The sequence below is a fragment of the Streptomyces sp. R21 genome (assembly GCF_041051975.1).
Lineage (GTDB): Bacteria > Actinomycetota > Actinomycetes > Streptomycetales > Streptomycetaceae > Streptomyces.
This window is the reverse complement of record NZ_CP163435.1, coordinates 212102-226753: the sequence shown is the minus strand read 5'-3', so window position 1 is coordinate 226753 and position 14652 is coordinate 212102. Positions and strand designations below refer to the sequence as shown.

Sequence of the window (14652 nt, the reverse complement as noted above, 5' to 3'; positions counted from 1 at the left end):
CGTGGGCCTCAAGCCGCTTCGAGGAAGGGGTAGTCGGTGTAGCCCTCGGCGCCCGGCCCGTAGAACAGTTCCGGCCGCGGCTCGTTCTCCGGGTGGCCGCCCTGCCAGCGCTCGACCAGGTCGGGGTTGGCGATGAGGGCCCGGCCCACGACCACGGCATCGGCGTGGCCGGCCTCGATCTGCTGGAGCGCCTGCTCGCGGGTGGTCTGCCCCCCGAAGGGGCCGCTGTTGACAATCAGCTTGCCGTCGAAGCGCCGCCGCAGCTCCTGTACAAGGTCGCCGCCCGGCTCGGCGTGCAGTACGGAGAGGTAGGCCAGGCCCAGCGGGCGCAGCTGGTCCATCAGGGTGCCGTAGGTGGCCAGGACGTCGTCCCGGTCGGTCTCGAAGACGTCCCCGAGGTCGACCTCCGGCGAGATCCGCAGCCCCACCCGCTCGGCACCGACGGCCTGGGCGACCGCAGTGACGACCTCGACGACGAAGCGGGCGCGGTTGCGCGGCGAGCCACCGTATCCGTCGGTGCGCTGGTTGGCCGCCGGGGAGAGGAACTCCTGGAGCAGGTAGCCGTTGGCACCGTGGATTTCCACGCCGTCCGCTCCCGCCTCGACGGCCCGGCGGGCCGCGGCGACGAAGTCCTCCAGGGCTGCCCGGATCTCTGCAGTGGTCATCGCTTCCGGTAGGGGGTAGGGCTGCTCGCCCTTCTCGGTGAACGTCTTGTTGTCGATGGCGATCGCGCTGGGGGCGAGGATGCGGCGGCCGCCGTTGATGTCGGCGTGGGTACCGCGGCCGGCGTGCATGATCTGCAGGACGATGCGGCCGCCCTCGGCGTGCACCGCCTCGAACACCCGCTGCCAGCCGGCCGCCTGCTCGTCGGTGGCGATGCCCGGCTCACCGACATACCCCTGCGACGCGTGGTCGGGGTAGGTGCCCTCGGTGATGATCATTCCGACGCTCGCCCGCTGCCGGTAGTACTCGACCATCAGGTCCCCGGGGATGCCGGAGGAACCGGCCCGGACCCGGGTCAGCGGTGCCATGACGATGCGGTTGGCGAGCTCGATCTTCCCGAGAGAGACAGGGGAGAAAAGCGATGGAACGGGCGAAACTTCTGAGATGTCGACAGTCATGGGTTTCTTTCTTTCTGCAATACGGAGGAAAACGGGATGAAGGTCTGCGACGCAGGGGGTCCACGCTGTCCCGGCGGAGGCGCTGATGCGGCCCTCGGGCAGGCGCGGGCCCGCTGACGGTGACGCGGTTCCATGACCGCGATCGGGGTGTGGGTGGTGTGGGCGGCGAACGCGGTGAGAGCCGCATGCCGCCGGCGTCGGCGTCGACGCCGGTCAAGCGCAACTGCCCGCCGGAGCAAGGGCGTTCGCTCCTCGCACGATCAGCAGTCAGCCAGGCGACGAAGTCATGGGTGGCGCCGCCGGAGTCGGTACGGACCGGTGTCTGCAGGCCGCGCCGCGACCGGCTCCCTCGACGCGCCCCCGCGAAGAGGACCGATACACGGCTTCACGGCTCCACGCAGGCGCGGGCCTAGCTGAGCGGCACGTCCGCGACGGCCTTGAGGTGGCTGAACGTCTCGAGGGAGTACCGGCCGTGGTAGCGGCCCATGCCGCTTTCGCCGACGCCACCGAACGGCAGGCCGGGCATGAGCAGTTGCATCACCGGCTGGCCCCAGGCAACGCCGCCGGAGGACGTCTCCTTCACGAGGCGCGACTTGGTGGCCTCGGAGGTGGTGAAGGCGTAGAGCGCGAGGGGCTTGTCGCGTTCGTTGATGAAGGCGATGGCGGCATCGACGTCTTCGACTTCGACGACGGCGAGGATCGGGCCGAAGATCTCCTCCTGCATGACCGGCGATGCGGGGTCGACATCGGTGAGCACCGTCGGGGCGATGAACAGGTCGTCGCGGTCGCGCTGGCCTCCCACCGCCGGCCGGCCGGAATCCAGCAGACGGGTGAGCCGGTCGAAATGCCGCTCGTTGATGATCCGGCCGAAGTCGGCTGAGGTCTGCGGAGCGGAGCCGAACTGGGCGTCGACCGCCGCGCGGAGGGCGGGGACCAGTGCGGCGGCGGTGGCAGGATCGGCCAGGACGTAGTCGGGGGCTATGCACTGCTGGCCTGCGTTGCCGAACTTGGCGCCGACCAGCCGCTTCGCGGTCTCCTCCACGTCGGCGTCGGGCGCCACGAAGACCGGTGACTTGCCTCCGAGTTCGAGCGTGACCGGGGTGAGGTGCTTGGCCGCTGCCGCCATGACGACCCGGCCGACCATCCCATTGCCGGTGTAGAAGATGTGGTCGAAACGCTGCGCCAGCAGGGCCGTGGTCTCCTCGGCGCCCCCCTCGACGACGGTGAGCACGTCGGCGTCGAAGTACTGTCGCAGGAGACGCGAGGCGACCGCCGAGGTGTGCACCGAGATCTCGCTCGGCTTGGCCACCACGGTGTTCCCGGCGGCCAGTGCGCCGATGATGGGGTCGATGAGAAGGTGCAGCGGGAAATTCCACGGAGCGATCACCAGGACGACCCCGAGCGGGTCGTACGTGGTGTAGGCCGTGGTCGTGGGACCGAAATGGGCGGGAACCTCCACCAGGCGGGGCTGAAGCCAGTTCTCGAGATTCGCCAGCGTCTCGTCGATGTCGGCGACGGTGAAGTCGATCTCCTGAACCTTCGCCTCGGCGGCGTTCTTCCGCAGATCCGCCCAGAGCGCTTCGATCAGTTCCTGCTCGTTCTCGACCAGCAGGGCCCGCAGCCGCTGCAGCTGGCCGACGCGCCAGTCCAGTCCTCGGGTGACGCCGGTGTTGAACGTCGCACGAAGGCGGCCGACCACCTCCGCGGCCGGTTCGCTCTGGTGCGTCCTCGACTCGGTCCCCTGTGTTGTGGTCATGGGATGTGCTCCGTTCTTGATGCAAGCCACGTCCCGGCTGCCTTCCGGCCGGGCACGGTGACCAGCGTCCCGGGCGGGCCGGCATCCACCCAGGCCACGGCTCTGTGTACGTGCGCGGTGCCTACCACTGGTTGGGTCAGGAAGGTGTGCGTGCAACCGTGGATACTCGAGGCATGGACGAATCCCCCGAACCGGTGCACGAGCTGGTCGCCGGCGCTCTGGACCCGCGTGCCGAGCTCAGTGAGTTCCTGCGCACCCGGCGGGCCCGGCTGAAGCCGGAGGACGTGGGGCTGCGGGACTTCGGACGGTACCGGCGGGTGCCGGGGCTGCGCCGCGAGGAGCTGGCGCAGCTGGCCGGGGTGTCGGTGGCGTACTACACGCGGCTGGAGCAGGGCAACGGGCGGACCGTGTCGGCGGAGGTCCTCGATGCCATCGCCCGCGCGCTCAGGCTGAGCGACGCCGAGCACGCCCACCTCACGCACCTGGCGAAGCCGAAGCAGCAGCAGAAGAAGAAGCCGGCCGGCCGCGCCCAGCAGGTGCGGGGCCCCCTGCGGACGCTGCTGGACACCATGGACAGCGTTCCGGCGATCCTCGTGGGGCGGCGCTCGGACATCCTCGTCTGGAACCGGATGGCCGCGGCGGTCTTCGGCGACTGGGCCGAACTGCCGGCGCGGGAGCAGAACTGGGCGCGGCTGGTATTCCTGAGGCCCGAGTACCGCGACCTGTTCGTGGACTGGGAGCACAAAGCCAGCGACGTCGTCTCTCAGCTGCGCATGGACGCCGGCTCCCATCCGGACGACCCCCGGCTGTCCGCGCTGGTGGGCGAACTCTCCGTGAAGAGCGAGGAGTTCAGGCGGCTGTGGGCCACCCACGACGTCAAGGAGAGGTGCCACGGTATCCAGCGCCTGCACCACCCGCTCGTCGGCGAACTGGATCTCCGCCTCGAGTCGTTCCACCAGGCCGACGCCCACGAGCAGATGCTGGTGACCTACCACGCCGAACCGGACTCCCCGTCGGCGGAGGCCCTGCGACTGCTGGCCAGCTGGGGCGCGGATGCGACCCGGGCGGGAACGGGCACGTCGTCGGCACGCCCGGCCTGATGAACTCCCCTTGATCACCGGTAGTCGGCTGCGCGCCACGCCCCGCGTCCCTTCGCACGCCAGACGCCTCCGGCGATGGTGCCTCCGGGACGGCGGGCGATGAAATGCACTCGCCAACCGGTGATCGGCATGACGCTGGACGATAGTCCGTGGACAGCTCAACAGCGCAACAGCTCATAGCCCAAAACCAAAGGCCAAAGGCAGGACACGGGCATGGGGACGGGCATGGGGACGGGCATGGGCCCGCCGGTGCGGCAGCCGCACCGGCGGGCCCCTACCCGCGACCAGCGCGGTCAGCGCTGCGCTCCGGCCTTCGCGGCCGTCACGAACGCCTCGAACAGCGGGACGGTGTCCTCGCCGAGTTCGCCGTGCGCCTGCAGGCCCGCCAGGAACGGCGCCGACGGATCGGCCGCCTCCGCGCCCTCGATGACGCCGTCGTCCGCCCAGGCGGTGGCCACCAGCCCCGCACCGAGCCGGTCGATGCCCTGGTGGTGATGGCAGTACACGGTGGGGGAGTCGCCCAGCGCGTTCCCCAGCAGGGAGCCGGGCTCGACCCGCAGGGTGCGCGGCTCGTAGCGGCCCGGCACCGCGGGCGCATGCTCGGGCAGGTGCTGGTTGAGGGTGCCGCCCCGCGAGACGGAGATCAGCTGCAGCCCCCGGCACACCGCCAGCACCGGGATACCGCGCCGCTCGGCCACCGCCAGCGCGGCCAACTCGGCCGCATCACGCGCCTGATGGGGCGGGAAGGTGAACTTCTCCCGCTTGGCCCCGTACAGCGCCGGATCGAGGTCGGCGCCGCCGCTCATCAGCAGCGCGTCCACCCCGGCCATCGCCGCCTCGACCGCCTCGGCAAGCGGCGGCAGCAGCACCGGCGCTCCGCCGGCGGCCGTCACCTTGTCCAGGTAGGCCTGCGGCAGCAGGGAGACCGGAACATCCCCCCAGATAGCCCAGTTGACTGTCGTCGCGTCGGCGGTCACCGCCACCACGGGTCGTGTCATGGCTTCCTTGTCCTCTCGCGAGCCGCGCCCGGCGAAAGCGCCGGTGCGGGTGCCTTGTCGGCGTCGTAGGCCCGAAAACGGCGCCCCCGTACGGCGCCCGGTCGGCGGCTCAACTCCCAGGAGAGGAAGCCGAGTTGACCGGCCGGCTGCTGCCGGCCATCCAGCGGGAAGGCGGCCGCCGCCCGCACGGCACCGGATGCCGTCCTACGGCGTCTGCCGGGCCCCGCGCGCTCCAGGAGCCGTCCGCCCCTTTTTCTTGGTCGCGCCCCCGCGCGCATGCGGCGTCGCCCGGTCCTCCTTCCCCCTCGCGCCAGCGTGTCGGACGGTGGCCGAAGACGGCCGGATCGCTTCTGGAGCCGGACTCGGCCCCGCCTCGAACCCCCGGCCCGCCCGCCACCCGCCGCGGCCCGTCCCGCCACGCCTCCTGCCCCGCGGCCGGCCACGCAGGCTCCGTCGCCTCCCCGGCGGCCCGGCCGCCGCGCGAGGCGCTCTCCCCACTCAGTCGAGTAGGGCCCCAGCGCTGCATACGACGATCGGTCACGCGCCGCCCCCGGCCCGAGCAGGGCCACCAGGCGGCTCTCGCACACAACGGATGGGAAGTGGTCGGGCATGGCGCTGGATCGGCGCAGAGTGATCGCACTGGGAGCCGGAGCGGCGGCGTTCGCGGCGATGGACGGCGTCGCCGCGGCCGGCGAGGCGGCCGCCTCGCCCGCCGCGGGCGGCCTGCCCACCAAAAACCTCCCCAGCGACGCGGAACTGGCGCGCTCCCTGCCCGGCAACTTCCGCAGCCACCACGCCGACGTGAACGGAACCCGCCTGCACTACGTCGCGGGCGGCCAGGGCGATCCCCTGGTCCTGCTGCCCGGCTGGCCCGAAACCTGGTGGGCGGACCGCAAGATCATGCCCGCCCTCGCCCAGCACTACCGGGTCATCGCCGTGGACGCCCGCGGCCAGGGCGCCTCCGCCCGCCCCCAAGACGGCTACGACAAGAAGACGATGGCCCGCGACGTCTACGAGCTGGTGCGCCAGCTCGGCTACCGCTCGGTGAACATCGCCGGCCACGACATCGGCGCGATGGTCGCCTACAGCTTCGCCGCCAACCACCCCGACGCCACCCGCCGCCTGGCCCTGCTGGACGTCACCCACCCCGACCAGTCCCTCTACGAACTGCGCATGCTGCTGCCGCCCAACACCGGCTTCAACATGTGGTGGTTCGCCTTCAACCAGGTCCAGGGCCTGCCGCAGGACCTGCTGACCGGCCGGTTCTGGCGCGTCATCGACTGGCTCTTCGACAACTCCCTCTACGACCAGAGCAACGTGAGCGCCTTCGACCGCGCCGTCTACGCCCGCGCCTACGACAACCACGACGGCATCCGCGCCAGTTGCGCCTGGTACCAGGCCCTCAACCAGGACATCGCCGACATGAAGACCTACGGCAAGGTGACCGTCCCCGTGCTGGGCATGGCCTGCCCGTCGGAATTCGAGCACGTGCGCACCACCCTCGCGAACGTGGCGAGTGACGTGCGCGGCATGGTGCCCGTGCCGAAGTCGATGCACTGGCTGACCGAGGACGACCCCGAGCTGGTCTCCCGGACCCTGACCGACTTCTTCGGCTGAGCGCCCGAAGCCGGCACATACAGAGAGAAAGGCGAACGGCCATGGCGCCGACAGCAACGACCAGACTCCGCAACGACACGGATGCGAGCCGTCTGCCCTCGCTCACCGGCATGCGGATCATCGCCGCACTGATGGTGTTCGCCTTCCACGCGAACTACCAGTTCCCCTTCACCGACCCGGACACCGCGCGCACCTTCAACCGCGTCTTCGCCCTGGGCGGTTCGACCGGCGTCGGCTTCTTCTTCATCCTCAGCGGCTTCGTGCTGACCTGGTCCGCGCGGCCCGGCGACACCACCGTACGGTTCTGGCGCCGCCGCCTGGTCAAGATCTTCCCCAACCACCTGGTCACCTACGCGGCAGCCGCCCTGCTCTTCCTCAACGCCGGCACCGCGCTGGGCGGCTGGAAGGCCGTACCCAGCCTCTTCCTGCTGCAGGCCTGGTTCCCGCAGGTCCCCATCGCCTCCGCCATGAACCCCGTCGCCTGGTCCCTGTCGGCCGAGTTCCTCTTCTACCTGTCCTTCCCCCTCCTGCTGCGCGTGATCACCCGCATCAAGCCGGCCCGCCTGTGGCTGTGGGCGGCCCTCGTGGCCGGCGCGATCTTCATGATCCCGGTGATCACGTGGACCTTCCCCGACGGACCGCACATCATCTGGGGCCCGGTCACCCAGTGGCAGGGCTGGCTGGTGTACATGTCCCCGCCCGCCCGCATGCTGGAGTTCACCTTCGGCATCCTGCTCGCCAGGATCGTCCAGACCGGACGCTGGATCCGCCTGCCGCTCCTGCCCGCCGCCGTACTGGCCGCCGTGGTCTACGCACTGGCCTGGCACGCCAGCTGGAGCTACAACCACGTCGCCGTCATGGTCATCCCCCTCGGCCTCGTCATCGCCTCCGCCGCCCAGGCCGACATCGACGGCACCTTCTCCCCGCTGCGCAACCGGCCCATGGTGTGGCTGGGCAACGTCTCCTTCGCCTTCTACCTGTGGCACGCCCTCGTCCTGACCGAACTCTCCCGCCACACCCAGGACCTGAAACAGCAGCACGGCACCGCCGGCGGACTGGCCTACCTGGCCCTCGGCTTCACCATCACCCTGGCCCTGTCGTGGGCCCTGTACAGCCTGGTGGAGGAACCGGCGATGCGCCGCTGGGCCCGCCCGAAGGCCGCCCGCACACAGACCGTCAGGACCTCCCCGATCGTGGCCCGTTCCCTGCCCGCCCAGCCGGCCCCGCCCACCGCACAGCCGCAGCCGGAACCGGCCGCCAGCCCCGCCGCGCAACCGGCACCCGACCCCGAGGCGCACTGAACCCCTTCCCGCACCACGGCCGTGGCGGTGCCCCCCTTCAAAAAAGGGGGGCACCGCCACGGCCGCAGGCGCGCCGCCCGCCGCACCGCGCTCAGCCCAGCAGCGTCCCGCCGGTCGCATCGATGAACGCCCCGGTGATCCACCGGGACTCCTCCGAGGCCAGGAAAGCCACCACATCGGCGATGTCCTCGACCCGCCCGACCCGCTTGAACGCCGAGAGCTGCGCCATCTGCCGCACCGCCTCCGGATTACGAAACAGCGGCCCCTGGTTGTCGGTACGGCCCGGAGCCACCGTGTTCACCGTGATGTTCCGCGGCGCGACATGCAGCGCCAGATGCAGAGTCAACTGGTCGACGGCACCCTTGGAAATCGCGTACGCGATCTGGTCCGGCTGCGCACTGCGGGTGATGCCGGAGGAGATGTTCACGATGCGGCCGCCGTCCGGGATCAGCGCCAGCGCACGCTGCGCCACGAAGAACGGCGCGCGGGCGTTGACCGCGTAGTAGCGCTCGAACAGCTCCGGCGTCACGTCCTCCGGCAGCGTGGGCGGCCCGCCCACCGCGGCATTGTTCACCAGGACATCCAACGACGTGCTGGAGGTGCGCTCCTGAAGCTGCTTCTCCAGCCGGGCGAACAACTCCTGCACGGCGGCGACTTCGCCGAGTTCCGCACCGATGGCGAAGGCCTGCCCGCCCTCCCGCTCGATCTCCGCCACCACCTCCTGCGCGGCATCCTGCGCGCTCGCGTAGTGCACGGCGACCAGGGCACCGTCGCCCGCCAGCCGGCGGGCGATGCCCCGGCCGATACCGCGGCTGGCCCCGGTGACGAGTGCGGTCTTGCCATCGAATGTGCCCAAGGCGAACGACCTCCACGAAGAAATGTGTTTCCGGCGCCGAATGGCCGAATGACAGCCCGCACACCAACCTAGGGCCGCCGAATAGCCCCGGGAAATTCCCGGCACCGAAATCCATCCGGCCTCAAGCGGCCCTTCCACAGACCCCAAGTGCCCGCACCCGCAGGGCGGTTGACACCCGCACCCGCGACCTGCGCCCCCGGCCTCTTCTCGACGGGTTTCGCGCATCCGGTCACACCCGGGCCCCGCGATACGTCAAGGAGATGTGGGTCCCCGGTGCAGCCACCGCACCGCACGGCGGTGAAATTCCCCCGTACCGCCCGTGGTGCGGTGGCCTCCCCGCCCCGGAGCACTCACCACAGCAAGGCGGCCTCCCCAGCCTCGCCCCCCACGGCATCTGCCGCACACGCACGGCCCGGCGCGCTCACGGGCGGCGGGCCGTTGGCAGGGCTGGCTGGGGCGTCGCCCGGGTGATCCGGTGTCCGCCCTGTGAGGGGCGAAGCCGTCGCGGGCCGGGGCCTGCCCGGTTCGGTTTGGGTGCACGGGGCTGGGCATGGCATGTAGGGGCGGAGGTTCCTGAACCCGCGGCGGACGCGGGCGAATCGGACGGAGGCCGCCTGAACGTCTGGTGAACTTCCGCGTGAAGGGGAGCCAGTTCAACGGACGATTCGGCACAACGGAGTTCGGGAACTTGGGCAACTCGCCTGAAGTCGTGGCTGAAGGGAGCGGTAGTGAACGGGACGTGGTGGCTCACTCAGGGTGAAACTCGGATCGGCGAGCTCCGGCAGTACGCAACTGATCAGCCAGTGTTCCTCTGCCACTTCATCCCGGGGCCCGGCTGGGAAGGGGTCCGTGCGCTGTTCGAGAGTTGGGCGGCCGTGCACGGCCCGGACCTCGACGGCTCTCGAACAGCGCAGGTCATCAAGCCCATCATGGACCTCGGACTAACGTTGGTTGCCGAAGATGAAGGTCGGCCCATGGCGCTCTTCAAAGAGTGCATCGTCCGTATCAACGGCGACACTGCCCGCGTGCGCTGCTGACCTCAACGAAGCCGCCGACCATGAAGCACAAGCTGAGGGCGCCCAGCCCTATGACGACCGGATGCTGTCCTGGAACGTCGTGCCCGACACCATCGCGTCGAAGTCCTCCTCAGGCGTCGACCTGACAAAGCGACGTGGTCACAAGGCGGCGACGACGGCTACATCGAGTGCCCCAGCCACCAGTACTGAGCGCGGAACCGGCCTGCCTACCGTTCCTACTCAGTGAGCAGGAGTGAGTCTTGGACCCATCCCTGATCGCTGCGCGCATCCCGAACGGTTTTGGGTGCGCTGGTCTCCCGCGTTCGCTGTGTCCCCGTCCGGCTTCGTGCATCGTGTGCACGTTCCGTGACGGGTGGGCGGGTTCCCTCACGCCCCCGTGCGCCCGGTCCGGCCTGGACGGTCCGATGCCCATGACGATCGCTCTGGTCGTCGTGGGGCGGTGCCGTCCGCCGCCGGATCGGGTGCCCGAGGGCGCGTCTGCCAATGGCGACCGAGGCCGCGTCATGGCGAGTCATCTTGCGGCGTGGGGTGGCCAGCGGCTTGCGCCAGTGGTCATCGCCCCACATCGACGTGTACGCCGGGTCCACGGCCACGATGGACAAGTCCATCTCGGCGGCCATCGACACGAGGCGGGCTTTGAGTTTGCCGGTGGGGATGCCGGAGATCAGCTGCCGGAACCACTTCTTGCGGCCGTGCTTCTCGCGGGTCTTCTCGGCGGTGAAGTCCAAGTTCTCCATGCCGATCGCGGTCACGCCGGTCTGCTTGGTCCAGTGCAGGAGGCGGGTGATCGCGTGGCGGATCTGGGCGTCACGGTGGTCGGCGGCGCCGGTGAGGTCGTAGAAGAACCGCTGGGGTTCGCCGGCCGGGTTGCCGTGGACGTCGAGCCGGTAAGCGGCGAAGTGGTCGGCATTCGTGTCGATGCCGACCATGCCCTGGGCGCGGGCCGTCTCCAGCGGGACCGTCTGCACGACGGGGCGTTGCCATGCCGCGGTGAGGTACCAGCGCCCACGCTGCACATCCAGGTGGACGCGGTAGGCCACGGCCCGGTTCGCCTCGATCCGGTCGGCCCATTCCTGTCCCCGGTGCTGGAACGACACCTTGGAGGCGAGGACGTAGCGGCCACGCGGGGCGTTGGCCAGGTGGGCGAGCGGGGCGGGCAGCTTGATGGACACTTCGCCGTCGGGGGTGACGCGGATCGTCTCGTTCCCGGACCGCTTGCCGGACTCGCCATCGGCGGCGAGGAACCAGCGTTCCGCCTCCCAGCGTTCCCGCCACTGCGACTTGGTGAGCCGCGCGGCAGTCAGGTTGTGCCGGGTGTTGAGCAGTTTCCGGCCGCCGCGCACGACGTGCACGGCCCCGGCTTCACGCTCGGCACGGGCCGTATCGAGCCGGTGCTTCAGCACATGCAGACGCCGGGTCTTCTGGAACCACTCGCCCTTGGACCGGTAGCCGCCGGGTGCCCGCTTGCTGCCCTTCTCCCCGATCGGGAGGGACAGCCGGTGCATAAGCGTCCGCACGCCGGCCTCAAGCCCTTGGATGTGCCCGAGCTGGCAACGGCGGGAGAGCGCCCACTGATCGTGCGTGGCCTTCGTGATACTCCCGGCCCACCGCGACGACGAGGCAGCGGTCAGCCCCTGCTTCCGGGCCGCCCACGTATCCGTGGAGTGCTCCAGACCATCACGACACCGGGCCGCCAGGTCACGGGACGCGAGGGAGCCCAGGTGCTCACCGACCAGACGCAACACCTTCTCGTCCTCGGGCGTGAGGCCCTTGAGCCGGTCGCGTACCGCCACACCGGACGGCCCGAGGGCGATGAACGGCACGTCGATGGTGCGCAGCTGCCTCTTCTTCTTCGACTGCTCAGTCATCGGCAGCCGCCGCTTCCAGGGCCTTCTCCGCACGATTCCTCGCCGAACGTCGTCCGTACAGACGGGCGCAGAACGACGTCAGGACCTCGATCATGTCGCGCACCAGATCGTCATCGACCTCGCCGTCGTCCAGCACCACCAGGCGGCGCCCGGTCGCGGACAGTGCGGCCTCGACCAGCTCGACATTCATCCGCCCGAGACGGTCCTTGTGCTCGACCACAACGGTGGTCACCTTCGGATCGGCCAGCAGCCGACGCGCTTTCGTCCGGGCCCCGTTCATACCCGAAGCGACCTCGGATTCGATACGGGCCACCGGCTGACCGTGCTTGACCGCCCAGCCGGCCAGACGGGCGACCTGGCGTTCCAGGTCCGCCTTCTGGTCATGAGAAGAGACGCGGGCGTACAGCCCAACACCACCCGCGATTACGGATGGTGACGAATTCGCCTCGATGTTGACCAGGATCGTGCGCGGTCCCACGCGCTCCGCGGGGACCGGCAATGTGCCCTCACGAAACCAGCGGTAGGCGGTATGCGGGTGCACACCGTTCGCTATCGCCCACTCCTTGAGGTTCATACAGCGAACATAACACCCACTCAGAGGCATTAATACACACTAGAGTTCACTCAACCGGCAGCAGTTCTCACCCCCTCATCGGCCTCCTGGTCGGCGGCTTCGTTGGCGCGGCCGATCTCGGCCATGTGCTCCTCCGCCCAGGTCCGCAGCCCCGCAAGCGCGGCTTCCAGGGACAGCCCGAGTCCGGTGAGCCGGTAGAAGACCCGCGGCGGCACGGCCGGTTCGACCCGGCGCGCCACCAGCCCGTCGCGGGTCAGGCTTCGCAGCGTCACGGACAGCATCTTCTGCGAGACGCCGGGCATCCGGCGTCTCAGCTCCGCGAAGCGCACCTCGTCCGGTGCGGCATCGGCGAGCGTCTTGACGGCCATCGACGTCCACTTCGTACCGATGCGATCCAGCAACTGCCGCGTCGGGCAATGGGGATCGAACAGATCGCCGCGTACCCCGCGACCGGCGGCCCGGGCTCCTCGGGTGGTCACCTGTGGCTCACCACCTTCCCCGAAAGTGCCGTCTAGGAGGCGGCCGGACAGTTACCTATCGTTTGGTGGTCACCAATGGTAACCAGCCGGAGGAGCCGTCATGCCCGTCACCACCGCACACCACCTGCGCCGCATCGCGACGAACGGCGTCCACCTCAATGTCGCAATCGCCGGGGACGGACCCGCGGTTCTCCTGCTGCACGGCTTCCCGCACACCTGGCAACTCTGGAGCGGCATCATGGGCCGACTGGCCGGGCACTACCGGGTCATCGCCCCGGACCTGCGAGGCTTCGGCGCCAGTGCACGTGCCATCGAAGGTTACGACGCAGGCACCCTCGCCGCCGACGCCGAAGGGCTGCTCGACGCACTCGGCGAGCCCACGGCAGCGGTGGTCGGCATCGACGCGGGCACCGCCCCCGCCGTCCTGCTCGCACTGCGCCGACCCGGCCTCGTCCGGCGCCTGGTCGTGATGGAGGCACTGCTCGGCCGCCTGCCCGGAGCAGAGCACGTCGTCGCGGGCGGTGCCCCGTGGTGGTTCGGCTTCCACGCCGTCCCCGGCCTCGCCGAGACCGTCCTGGCCGGCAACGAGGCCCCGTACATCGACTTCTTCCTCGACGCGGGGACGCTCGGGCGAGGAGTGCCCGACGACATCCGGGCGGCCTTCGTCCACGCGTACACCGGGAGCGAGGCGCTGCGCTGCGCGTTCTCCTATTACCGGGCCCTGCCCACCAGCGCGCAGCAGATCCAGGACGCCGTCGCGACGGCTCGGCTGACCATGCCCACCATGGCCGTCGGCTCTCACCCCGTCGGCACCGGGCTCGAGCGCCAACTCCGTCCCATCGCCGATGACCTGGTCGGACACCATCTCCAGGACTGCGGCCACATCATCCCTCTCGACCGCCCCGACGAGTTGTTCGCGCTCCTTGCTCCCTTCCTCTCCGCCGATCTGCCGAGGTGACAGAAAGAGGCGGGGCCGAAGGAGCACGGTCGGCGCTTCGGGCGTTCGTCCCAGCGGTGAGTTGTCCAGGACCGCCGGATCAGGCTGCGCACGGTGATGATTGTGCGCGACCTGTCAGTCCCGGGTCGTTGACTCCATGAGCGCGAGCTCCAGCCGGCGCAGCTGCTCCCCGTCGCTGATGACGTCGACCTCCAGGACCTTCCCGCCCGATATGCGGAAGGTCAGGGCGCGGAACCCGCCGTCTTCCTGCTGGGCGAGGACGCCGGGGGAGCCGTTGATGAGGGCCAGCTGCGCGGCCTGGGCGAAGGGTGCGAACGAGGAGGCTCCCTGGGCCACTTCCAGTGCTCCGCGTGCCACCGGCAGGCCGTTGGAGCGGGCCACGGCGTCGGGATCCAGTACGGCGACCAGCGCGTCGAGGTCGCCGTGGCGGGCGGCGGAGAGGAACGCTTCCACCACTTCCCGCCGCCGGCTCTCGTCGGGCGCCGCCGCTGTTCCGCCGCGCACCCGGCGCCGCGCGCGGCTGGCGAGCTGGCGGGCGGCGGCCGGGGTGCGGTCCACGATCGGTGCCACCTCGTCGAAGGGCACGCCGAACAGGTCGTGCAGCACGAACGCGAGCCGCTCGGCGGGCTCCAGGGACTCCAGCACCACCAGCAGCGCGAGCCCGACGGAGTCGGCCAGCAGCGCGTACTCCTCGGGAGTGTCGTCGTCCTCGTAGAAGGCGGCCACCGCGGGGACCAGCGCCTCCAGCGAGTCCTCCCGGCGCGAGCGGCGCCGGCGCAGCATGTCCAGACAGACCCGGCCCACCACGGTGGTCAGCCAGCCCTGCAGATTGGTGATCTCCCGCCCGGGGGAGCGGCTCAGCCGCAGCCAGCACTCCTGCACCGCGTCGTCGGCCTCGGCCGTCGAACCGAGCATGCGATGGGCGACCGAGCGCAGATGCCCCCGGTGCTCCTCGAAACGCCCCGCCAGCCACTCCAGCTCGTCCAC

General features: G+C 70.2%; 13 protein-coding genes and 1 pseudogene. 5 read left to right on the top strand and 9 right to left on the bottom strand.

Annotation, left to right across the window (positions count from 1 at the left end; translation table 11 throughout):
- Positions 1–8: 8 nt before the first annotated feature.
- The 3 genes and pseudogenes from AB5J56_RS01120 to AB5J56_RS01110 form a co-directional block, all read right to left on the bottom strand.
- Positions 9–1121 (bottom strand): alkene reductase, encoded by a 1113-nt coding sequence (locus tag AB5J56_RS01120; protein ID WP_369229088.1) that lies wholly within the window; start codon positions 1119–1121, stop codon positions 9–11.
- A 101-nt stretch (positions 1122–1222) separates the two neighbouring features.
- Positions 1223–1464: pseudogene (locus AB5J56_RS01115) on the bottom strand (hypothetical protein); the annotation flags it as partial.
- 66 nt (positions 1465–1530) lie between these two features.
- On the bottom strand, positions 1531–2877 hold the full coding sequence (locus tag AB5J56_RS01110; protein ID WP_369229086.1) for an aldehyde dehydrogenase family protein: 1347 nt from the start codon (positions 2875–2877) through the stop codon (positions 1531–1533).
- Positions 2878–3050: 173 nt separating this feature from the next.
- Here AB5J56_RS01110 and AB5J56_RS01105 point away from each other — a divergent pair, with 173 nt between their 5' ends.
- A complete protein-coding gene (locus AB5J56_RS01105) occupies positions 3051–3977 on the top strand; it encodes a helix-turn-helix domain-containing protein (protein ID WP_369229085.1) in 927 nt (308 codons plus the stop codon).
- Between the two features lie 293 nt (positions 3978–4270).
- Here the strand turns inward: AB5J56_RS01105 and AB5J56_RS01100 are convergent, their stop codons facing one another.
- Positions 4271–4975 (bottom strand): gamma-glutamyl-gamma-aminobutyrate hydrolase family protein, encoded by a 705-nt coding sequence (locus AB5J56_RS01100; RefSeq protein ID WP_369229083.1) that lies wholly within the window; start codon positions 4973–4975, stop codon positions 4271–4273.
- Between the two features lie 630 nt (positions 4976–5605).
- Here AB5J56_RS01100 and AB5J56_RS01095 point away from each other — a divergent pair.
- Positions 5606–6592 (top strand): alpha/beta fold hydrolase, encoded by a 987-nt coding sequence (locus AB5J56_RS01095; protein WP_369229081.1) that lies wholly within the window; start codon positions 5606–5608, stop codon positions 6590–6592.
- 41 nt (positions 6593–6633) lie between these two features.
- Complete coding sequence (locus AB5J56_RS01090) at positions 6634–7893, top strand: acyltransferase family protein (protein ID WP_369229079.1); 1260 nt, start codon at positions 6634–6636, stop codon at positions 7891–7893.
- A 91-nt stretch (positions 7894–7984) separates the two neighbouring features.
- On the opposite strand, the gene AB5J56_RS01085 is transcribed toward AB5J56_RS01090, so the two are convergent.
- Complete coding sequence (locus tag AB5J56_RS01085) at positions 7985–8749, bottom strand: SDR family NAD(P)-dependent oxidoreductase (RefSeq protein ID WP_369229077.1); 765 nt, start codon at positions 8747–8749, stop codon at positions 7985–7987.
- 728 nt (positions 8750–9477) lie between these two features.
- Here AB5J56_RS01085 and AB5J56_RS01080 point away from each other — a divergent pair.
- Positions 9478–9786 (top strand): hypothetical protein, encoded by a 309-nt coding sequence (locus tag AB5J56_RS01080; RefSeq protein ID WP_369229075.1) that lies wholly within the window; start codon positions 9478–9480, stop codon positions 9784–9786.
- 215 nt (positions 9787–10001) lie between these two features.
- On the opposite strand, the gene AB5J56_RS01075 is transcribed toward AB5J56_RS01080, so the two are convergent.
- From AB5J56_RS01075 to AB5J56_RS01065, 3 genes are read right to left on the bottom strand one after another with little or no spacing between them, the layout of a single operon-like run.
- Entirely contained in the window at positions 10002–11654 is a 1653-nt protein-coding gene (locus AB5J56_RS01075; protein ID WP_369229072.1) for an IS200/IS605 family accessory protein TnpB-related protein, read from the bottom strand.
- Entirely contained in the window at positions 11647–12228 is a 582-nt protein-coding gene (locus tag AB5J56_RS01070) for an IS607 family transposase (RefSeq protein WP_369229070.1), read from the bottom strand. The genes AB5J56_RS01075 and AB5J56_RS01070 overlap by 8 nt, the downstream gene beginning before the upstream one ends.
- 50 nt (positions 12229–12278) lie before the next feature.
- Entirely contained in the window at positions 12279–12707 is a 429-nt protein-coding gene (locus AB5J56_RS01065) for a winged helix-turn-helix transcriptional regulator (RefSeq protein ID WP_369229068.1), read from the bottom strand.
- A gap of 100 nt (positions 12708–12807) precedes the next feature.
- Between AB5J56_RS01065 and AB5J56_RS01060 the strand changes: the two genes are divergently transcribed.
- On the top strand, positions 12808–13665 hold the full coding sequence (locus AB5J56_RS01060) for an alpha/beta hydrolase (protein ID WP_369229066.1): 858 nt from the start codon (positions 12808–12810) through the stop codon (positions 13663–13665).
- A 114-nt stretch (positions 13666–13779) separates the two neighbouring features.
- Here AB5J56_RS01060 and AB5J56_RS01055 read toward each other — a convergent pair whose 3' ends face one another.
- Positions 13780–14652 carry a sigma-70 family RNA polymerase sigma factor gene (locus AB5J56_RS01055; RefSeq protein ID WP_369229064.1) on the bottom strand — a complete coding sequence of 291 codons (873 nt, stop codon included), beginning with the start codon at positions 14650–14652 and terminating at the stop codon, positions 13780–13782.

Bases quoted from the DNA above. Each gene is read 5' to 3' on its own strand.
- AB5J56_RS01120 (WP_369229088.1), bottom strand. From the start codon at position 1,121: ATGACTGTCGACATCTCAGAAGTTTCGCCCGTTCCATCGCTTTTCTCC.
- AB5J56_RS01110 (WP_369229086.1), bottom strand. From the start codon at position 2,877: ATGACCACAACACAGGGGACCGAGTCGAGGACGCACCAGAGCGAACCG.
- AB5J56_RS01105 (WP_369229085.1), top strand. From the start codon at position 3,051: ATGGACGAATCCCCCGAACCGGTGCACGAGCTGGTCGCCGGCGCTCTG.
- AB5J56_RS01100 (WP_369229083.1), bottom strand. From the start codon at position 4,975: ATGACACGACCCGTGGTGGCGGTGACCGCCGACGCGACGACAGTCAAC.
- AB5J56_RS01090 (WP_369229079.1), top strand. From the start codon at position 6,634: ATGGCGCCGACAGCAACGACCAGACTCCGCAACGACACGGATGCGAGC.
- AB5J56_RS01075 (WP_369229072.1), bottom strand. From the start codon at position 11,654: ATGACTGAGCAGTCGAAGAAGAAGAGGCAGCTGCGCACCATCGACGTG.
- AB5J56_RS01070 (WP_369229070.1), bottom strand. From the start codon at position 12,228: ATGAACCTCAAGGAGTGGGCGATAGCGAACGGTGTGCACCCGCATACC.
- AB5J56_RS01060 (WP_369229066.1), top strand. From the start codon at position 12,808: ATGCCCGTCACCACCGCACACCACCTGCGCCGCATCGCGACGAACGGC.